This is a genomic window from Microbacterium sp., from assembly GCF_035554235.1.
Lineage (GTDB): Bacteria > Actinomycetota > Actinomycetes > Actinomycetales > Microbacteriaceae > Microbacterium.
The window spans coordinates 1-5,936 of the sequence record NZ_DATMIO010000118.1 but is presented as its reverse complement, the minus strand read 5'-3'; the positions used below and the strand labels follow the sequence as shown (position 1 = coordinate 5,936).

The 5,936-nt window shown below is 68.8% G+C and carries 6 protein-coding genes; 2 read left to right on the top strand and 4 right to left on the bottom strand.

Annotated features, from left to right (window positions below; translation table 11 throughout):
* The coding region (locus VNT50_RS05850) for a Na+/H+ antiporter NhaA (protein WP_325484162.1) at positions 1 to 810 on the bottom strand (810 nt) is incomplete at its 3' end.
* Between the two features lie 92 nt (positions 811 to 902).
* On the opposite strand from VNT50_RS05850, the gene VNT50_RS05845 reads away from it, so the two are divergent.
* Both VNT50_RS05845 and VNT50_RS05840 read left to right on the top strand, forming a co-directional pair.
* Positions 903 to 2,081 carry an epoxide hydrolase family protein gene (locus VNT50_RS05845; protein WP_325484161.1) on the top strand — a complete coding sequence of 393 codons (1,179 nt, stop codon included), beginning with the start codon at positions 903 to 905 and terminating at the stop codon, positions 2,079 to 2,081.
* A gap of 76 nt (positions 2,082 to 2,157) precedes the next feature.
* Positions 2,158 to 2,304 carry a hypothetical protein gene (locus tag VNT50_RS05840; RefSeq protein WP_325484160.1) on the top strand — a complete coding sequence of 49 codons (147 nt, stop codon included), beginning with the start codon at positions 2,158 to 2,160 and terminating at the stop codon, positions 2,302 to 2,304.
* 25 nt (positions 2,305 to 2,329) lie between these two features.
* Here the strand turns inward: VNT50_RS05840 and VNT50_RS05835 are convergent, their stop codons facing one another.
* The 3 genes from VNT50_RS05835 to VNT50_RS05825 form a co-directional block, all read right to left on the bottom strand.
* Entirely contained in the window at positions 2,330 to 3,175 is an 846-nt protein-coding gene (locus VNT50_RS05835) for a transglutaminase family protein (RefSeq protein WP_325484159.1), read from the bottom strand.
* Positions 3,172 to 4,104, bottom strand: coding sequence for an alpha-E domain-containing protein (locus tag VNT50_RS05830; protein ID WP_325484158.1), 933 nt, complete (start codon positions 4,102 to 4,104; stop codon positions 3,172 to 3,174). The genes VNT50_RS05835 and VNT50_RS05830 overlap by 4 nt, the downstream gene beginning before the upstream one ends.
* 64 nt (positions 4,105 to 4,168) lie before the next feature.
* Positions 4,169 to 5,845: a circularly permuted type 2 ATP-grasp protein gene (locus VNT50_RS05825; RefSeq protein ID WP_325484157.1), complete on the bottom strand. Its 1,677-nt coding sequence runs from the start codon at positions 5,843 to 5,845 to the stop codon at positions 4,169 to 4,171.
* Positions 5,846 to 5,936: the final 91 nt, after the last annotated feature.

The following is a 5,936-nucleotide window of genomic DNA, read 5'->3' as shown; positions in this document are numbered from 1 at the left end:
CTCGACGTCTCGCCGGTCGGGCCGATAGACCGGCACCAGAAGCGCGATCGCGACGCCCGCCAGCGTGGGATGCATGCCCGAGGCGAGGAACGCCAGCCACACGATGATCGCGAGGGTCGCGTACACGGGACCACGGCCGCCGCGCAGATAGCGCGTGAAGTACACGCCCGCAAGACCCACCGCGGCGATCACGAGCGGCAGCGGATTGAAGTTCTCCGTGTATACGAATGCGATGATGCTGAGGGCGCCGATGTCGTCGACGACGGCCAGCGCGAGCAGGAAGACCCGGAGCCGTCCCGGCACGCGCGGGCCGATCAGGGCGAGGGCGCCGACCAGGAACGCCGTGTCGGTGGAGATGACGATGCCCCAGGCGTACTCGGCGCCGGAGCCGGCCGCGATGAGCACGAACAGGATGGCGGGCAGCGCGAGGCCGGCGAGGGCGGCGGCCACCGGCACCATGGCGCGAGACCAGCTCGTCAGCTCCCCGATCGCGAACTCGCGGCGCACCTCGAGCCCGACCGTGAAGAAGAAGATCGCCATCAGCGCGTCGTTCACGAGCGCATGCAGGGTGAAATCGAGCCGGAGGTCGCCGACGCCGACCGTGAGGTGTGTCTCCCAGAACGCTTCGTACGATCCCACCGACGCGTTCGCCCACACGATCGCGGCGACGGTCGCCAGCAGCAGGAGCAGCGCACCGATCCTGTTGGTCCCCATCGAGCGGATGCGGTCGGCGATCGATCGCCGAGTGCGCGACTGAGCGTCGACCTGCTCGGGGTCGGGTGATCGCTCGATGATCGTCAGGCTTGTCATACGTCGGGATTCTCCTCGTCGTGGGAGCGGCGGACAAGTCGGGCAGGCGTCCGCACTGAGGTGTCGTCCGACCCGCTGAGTACCCTGATCACATGACGGGACAACGTCAGAACCCCGAGCAATACTTCCCGCTCGCCGATCCCGAGCTGATCGACGACCTGCGCCGCCGCGTCCGAGCCACCCGGTGGCCGGATGCCCCCGACCGCGCGGGATGGTCGCTCGGCACCGACATCCACTATCTCCGGCAGCTGGTCGCCTACTGGGCCGACGGGTTCGACTGGTTCGCCCGGGAAGCCGAGATCGGGCGCCTCCCGCACTTCCGGCTGATGCTCGGCGGACTCGGCATCCACTTCGTGCACGTCCGCGCCGCCGACCCGACGCGAGCATCCCTTCCCCTGCTGCTGAACCACGGCTGGCCGGACTCGTTCTGGCGTTACCTCAAGGTCATCCCGCTGCTCACCGACCCCGGCGCGCACGGCGGCGATCCCGCCGACGCGTTCGATGTGATCGTGCCCGACATGCCCGGCTTCGGATACTCCGAGCACCCTCTCGAGGCACCGCTCACCTCGATCGAGGTCGCGTCCCGCTGGTCGGAGCTCATGAGCGCCCTCGGGTACGACCGCTTCGCCACCGCCGGCGGCGACATCGGCAGCGGCGTGAGCAGGTATCTCGCGCTCGATTACCCCGAGCGGGTGATCGCCGTGCACCGCATGGATGCCGGTCTGCCCTTCTTCGCCGGAGACCGGTCGACCCTCGCGCCGGAGGAGCGCGCCTGGCTCGACGGGACGGCGAACTGGGGCGCCACGGAGGGCGCGTATGCGGCGATGCACCGCACGAAGCCCCAGACCGCGGCTTTCGCGCTCACCGACTCGCCGGTCGGTCTCGCCGCATGGATCACCGAGAAGCTCCGCGGCTGGAGCGACTGCGACGGCGACCTCGAGCGGTGCTTCACAAAAGACGAGATCCTCACGCTCGTCACGCAGTACTGGGTGACCGGATCCATCGGCTCGTCCATGCGGATGTACAACGCGAACGCCTCTATCTCTCCCGAGCAGCTGTCCCGGCGGGTCGAGGTGCCGTCCGGGTTCTCGATCTTTCCCGGTGACATGGTGCGCCCGCCCCGGGCATGGCTCGAACGCACCGCGAACGTCGTGCGCGCCACAGAACCCCCACGCGGCGGGCACTTCGCGCCCGTCGAGCAGCCGGAACTCTATGTCGGGGAGCTGCGCGAGTTCTTCCGCCCCTACCGCGAGGAGTACGCGAAGGGGTGATCGCGCGTCGCGAGGGCGGGAGATGCCCTGCGCGCAACCCCTGTCGCGCACGAGCCGTCGGATCTAGGGTCGTGCCATGGACGACCGGCGCGACGAACGACCCCCCGAAGAAGGCGGCTCCCCTCTGGGCGGTGACGAGGGGACCGAGGATCAGCTCGAATCCGACAACGCCGTCGAGGACGACGTGCTGAAAACCCTCGACCCCGACGCCCCGCCGGCCTGAGCGGTCGGGTCAGAGAACCACGATCTCACGCTTCGCGTGTGATCGTGACCTTCACGAAGAGCTCGCTCTTGAACGGTCCCGCGTACACGCCGCGCAGCGGCGGAACATCGTTGTAGTCGCGGCCGCGGCCCACCAGCACGTGGCGGTCGCCGATCTCGGCGTTGTTGGTGGGATCGAAGCCCCACCAGTCCCCCGAGAACCACTCGACCCACGCGTGCGACTCGCCCGTCACCGCTTCGCCGACACCGGCGCTCGCCCGCGGGTGCAGGTAGCCCGACACGTACCGCGCCGGGATGCCGACCGAGCGCAGCGCGCCGAGCGTGATGTGGGCGATGTCCTGGCAGACGCCCTTTCGCGCATCCCACGCCTCGTGCGCCGTCGAGTGCACGCCCGTGAATCCGTGCACGTACTCGACGGCATCCCCGATCGTCGTGGAGATGTCGTGCGCGGCGCGGCTCGGGTGATCGTGGCGACTCGCGATCGTCTTCGCCAGCTCGACGACCTCCGGATGCGGGAGGGTGCGCGGCGTCTGCACCAGCTGCTCGACCGTCTCGATCGTGCGAGAGGCCTCGGTCGCGAGGCGGTCCCACGAGATGTCGGCGTGCTCGATCGGCCGCGGGCGCACCTCGACGAGGCTCCGCGCCGTGATGTTGAGCTCGGTGTGCGGCTGCAGCACGTCGAAAGAGCTGACCCGCGTTCCGAAGTAGTCGACGTACGCGTTGACGGATGTCGAGGGGTGGATATCGAGCGACGAGCTCAGCACGAACTGGCTGTCGGTCGTGCCCGGGAGCATCCGCGCCTCATTGTACGAGGCGGTCACGTCGCCGAGGTAGCGGAAGCCGGTGGCGTGCTCGATGCGGAGTCTTTTCATGAGATCTCTCCGATCCAGCTCGGCTCGGCCTGCGTCGGGAAGAAGCGGTGGCGGATCGCCTCGGATGCCTCGCGCGTCACCTTCTGCACCTGGTCCATGTGGTGCGGCAGCTCGCTCAGGATCTCGCTGATCGGGCGGTACTCGAGGTCGTTCCGGATGCGGCCGAGCGCGCGCAGCACCTGGTTGGAGTGACCGACGCGGTCCTGTCCGGGGTCGATCGCGCTCATGCAGTCCTCGGCGCGCGAGATCGAGTAGATGATCGAGCGCGGGAACAACCGATCCAGCAGCAGGAACTCTGCGGCGTTGCGTGCGCTCGGCATTCCGCGGTAGGTGCGGAGGTACGCCTCGTATGCACCGCACGAGCGCAGGATCGTGGTCCACGACGGACCGGATGCCTCCGTCAGCGACCTGGTCGCCAGCATCCGCGCGGTCATGTCGGCGCGCTCGATGCTTCGGCCGAGGGTGAAGAACTGCCAGGCCTCGTCGCGGCTCGTCGAGGAGTCCACGATGCCGACGGCGAGGGCGGCGCGCTCGCGCACCCACTGGAAGAACTCGTGCACCTTCTCGGTCTGCAGGCGCCGCGGCATCCGCGCACTGGTCGTGTTGAGACACTCCCAGAGCTCGCTGGAGACGATCTCTCGCGCGCGGCGGGCGTTCTCGCGTGCGGCGGTGAGGGAGTACGAGATGCTCGCGGAGTTCATCCGGTCGACGGCGAGGCGTGCGAGCACGTCCTCTCGGCGCACGACGGAGTCGACCTCGGCCGGCGTCGAGCCCATGACGAGCAGCAGCGAACGGCATGCGGTGTCCTCGTCGATCCAGGGATCCTCGAGCAGCAGCTGCAGATGCACATCGAGGATGCGCGCCGTTCCGTCGCTGCGCTCGATGTAGCGGCCGATCCAGAACAAGCTCTCGGCGATGCGGCTCAGCATGAGCCGTCCTTCCTGGTTCCTGAGTAGCGCGCGAAGCGCGCGTATCGAAGGGCGGCGATGCGGCTCAGCATGAGCCGTCCTCGAGACCCTGCTGCTGCTGCTCTTGCTGCTCGACGCGCGAACGCGGGCGATCCTGGGGCGAGTGCGAGACCGCGGGCTGCCCGTCGTAGATGATCGGGATGGCGGCGGTGACCGTGGCGGCCTGATCGGCCACGAGCCCCGCGAGACCGCCGCCCTGGCCGTATTCGACGTGACCCGGGGCCGACCCGCCCACGATCCAGGTGTCCTTCGACCCGCCGCCCTGGCTGGAGTTCACGACGAGCTGCCCCTCGGGCAGCGCGACGCGGGTGAGGCCGCCGGGGAGCACCCAGATGTCGTCGCCGTTGTTGACCGCGAACGGGCGCAGGTCCGCGTGGCGCGGCCGCATCCCGTCTTCGACGAGCGTCGGGATCGTGGAGAGCATGACCACCGGCTGGGCGATCCATCCGCGCGGATCCGCCTTGAGGCGCGTGCGCAGCTTGTCCAGTTCGGCGGGCGAGGCATCCGGACCCACCACGAGTCCCTTGCCCCCCGAGCCGTCGACCGGCTTGACCACGAGTTCGGCGAGGCGGTCGAGCACCTCCTCGAGGGCGCCCGGATCCTCGAGCCGCCACGTGTCGACGTTCTTGAGGATCGGCTCCTCCGACAGGTAGTACCGGATGAGGTCGGGCACGTACGTATAGAGCAGCTTGTCGTCGGCGACGCCGTTGCCGACCGCGTTCGCGATCGTGACATTGCCGAGGCGTGCCGCGAGCATGAGACCCGGGGCGCCCAGCATCGAGTCGGCACGGAACTGCAGCGGGTCGAGGAACTCGTCGTCGACGCGGCGGTAGATGACATCGACCCGCCTGGGTCCGCGGGTCGTGCGCATGAAGACCTTGCCGCCCGCGCACAGCAGGTCGCGGCCCTCGACGAGCTCGACGCCCATCAGGCGCGCCAGCAGCGTGTGCTCGAAATACGCCGAGTTGTAGACGCCGGGCGTCAGCACGACCACGTTCGGCTCCTCGACTCCGGGCGGGGCGGACGCACGCAGCGCCGCGAGCAGCTTGTTCGGGTAGTCCCCGACGGGCCGCACGCGCATCGAGACGAAGAGCTCGGGGAGCGTCTGCGCCATGACCCGGCGGTTCGAGATGACGTAGCTCACGCCGCTCGGCACCCGCACGTTGTCTTCGAGCACCCGCATCTCGCCGTGCTCGTCGCGGATGAGGTCGATTCCCGACACATGGATGCGCACACCGTTTGCGCCGTGGATGCCGGCTGCCTGGCGGTAGAAGTACTGCGACGAGGCGATCAGGTTCGCGGGCAGCACGCCGTCGCGCACGCAGTACTGGCGGCCGTACGCGTCGTCGAGGAAGGCCTCCAGGGCACGCACGCGCTGCTTGACTCCGGACTCGATGCGCGACCACTCCTCGTATGCGATCACACGGGGCACGGCATCGAGCGGAAAGGGTCGTTCCTCCCCCGCGAAATCGAACGTGACGCCCTGCGCCAGGTAAGAACTCGCGAGCGACTCCGTACGGCCGCGCAGCTCGGCCTGCGTCATCTGGGCGAGCGTCTGATAGAGCTCCCGGTAGGCCTCCCGCGACTGCGCGAGGGCCCCCGGATGCTCCGGTCCGCCGAACATCTCGTCGAAGGCCGGGATGCCCGCCGAGGTCTTCCGCGGCGCGAGTGTCGACCCGTAGCCATCGAACAAGTCACCCATGGGGAGAGCCTAGTCCGGGCCGTATTGCCACTGTGTTTCAGATATCGCCGGGGGTTTCAGATAGGGCCGAGGGTTTCAGATATGGCCGAGG